Source organism: Pseudomonas sp. HMSC065H01 (assembly GCF_001815235.1).
Taxonomy (GTDB): Bacteria; Pseudomonadota; Gammaproteobacteria; order Pseudomonadales; family Pseudomonadaceae; genus Pseudomonas; species Pseudomonas aeruginosa.
Map to the genome: position 1 here is coordinate 22,019 of NZ_KV819936.1, position 942 is coordinate 22,960.

A 942-nucleotide genomic window follows, 5' to 3' on the forward strand; every position below is an offset into this window, starting at 1 on the left:
GACGGTGATCGTTACCGACCCGGCCGGCAACAGCAGCACCCCGGTCACCGCCGAAGCTCCCGACTTCCCCGACGCGCCCCAGGTCAATGCCAGCAACGGCAGCGTCCTCAGCGGTACGGCGGAAGCGGGCGTGACCATCGTGATCACCGACGGCAACGGCAATCCGATCGGCCAGACCAGCGCCGATGCCAACGGCAACTGGAGCTTCACCCCCGGTAGCCAACTGCCGGATGGCACCGTGGTCAATGTGGTGGCCAGGGACGCCGCCGGCAACAGCAGCCCGGCGACCTCCATCACCGTCGACGGCGTGGCGCCGAACGCGCCGGTGGTCGAGCCGAGCAACGGCAGCGAACTCAGCGGGACTGCCGAACCGGGCAGCAGCGTGACCCTGACCGACGGCAATGGCAATCCGATCGGCCAGACCACCGCCGATGCCAACGGCAACTGGTCTTTCACGCCGTCCACCCCGCTGCCGGACGGTACCGTGGTCAACGTGGTGGCCAGGGATGCCGCCGGCAACAGCAGTCCGCCGGCCAGCGTTACCGTGGATGCCGTCGCGCCGGCCACGCCCACCGTCGATCCGAGCAACGGTACGACCCTCAGCGGCACCGCCGAGCCGGGCGCTACCGTGACCCTGACCGACGGCAACGGCAACCCGATTGGCCAGGTCACCGCCGACGGCAGCGGCAACTGGACCTTCACCCCGAGCACGCCGTTGCCCAACGGCACGGTGGTCAACGCCACGGCTACCGACCCGTCCGGCAACGCCAGTTCGCCGGCCAGCGTCACCGTGGACGCCGTGGCACCGGCCACGCCAGTGGTCAACCCGAGCAACGGCACCACGCTCAGCGGCACCGCCGAGCCGGGCGCCACCGTGACCCTGACCGATGGCAACGGCAATCCCATCGGGCAGGTCACCGCCGATGGCAGCGGCAACTGGAG

At 70.3% G+C, this 942-nt stretch carries 1 protein-coding gene; it reads left to right on the plus strand.

Features of this window, described 5'->3' with window-relative positions:
* The coding region (locus tag HMPREF3014_RS34530) for an Ig-like domain-containing protein (protein WP_256562452.1) at positions 1–942 on the plus strand (942 nt) is incomplete at both ends.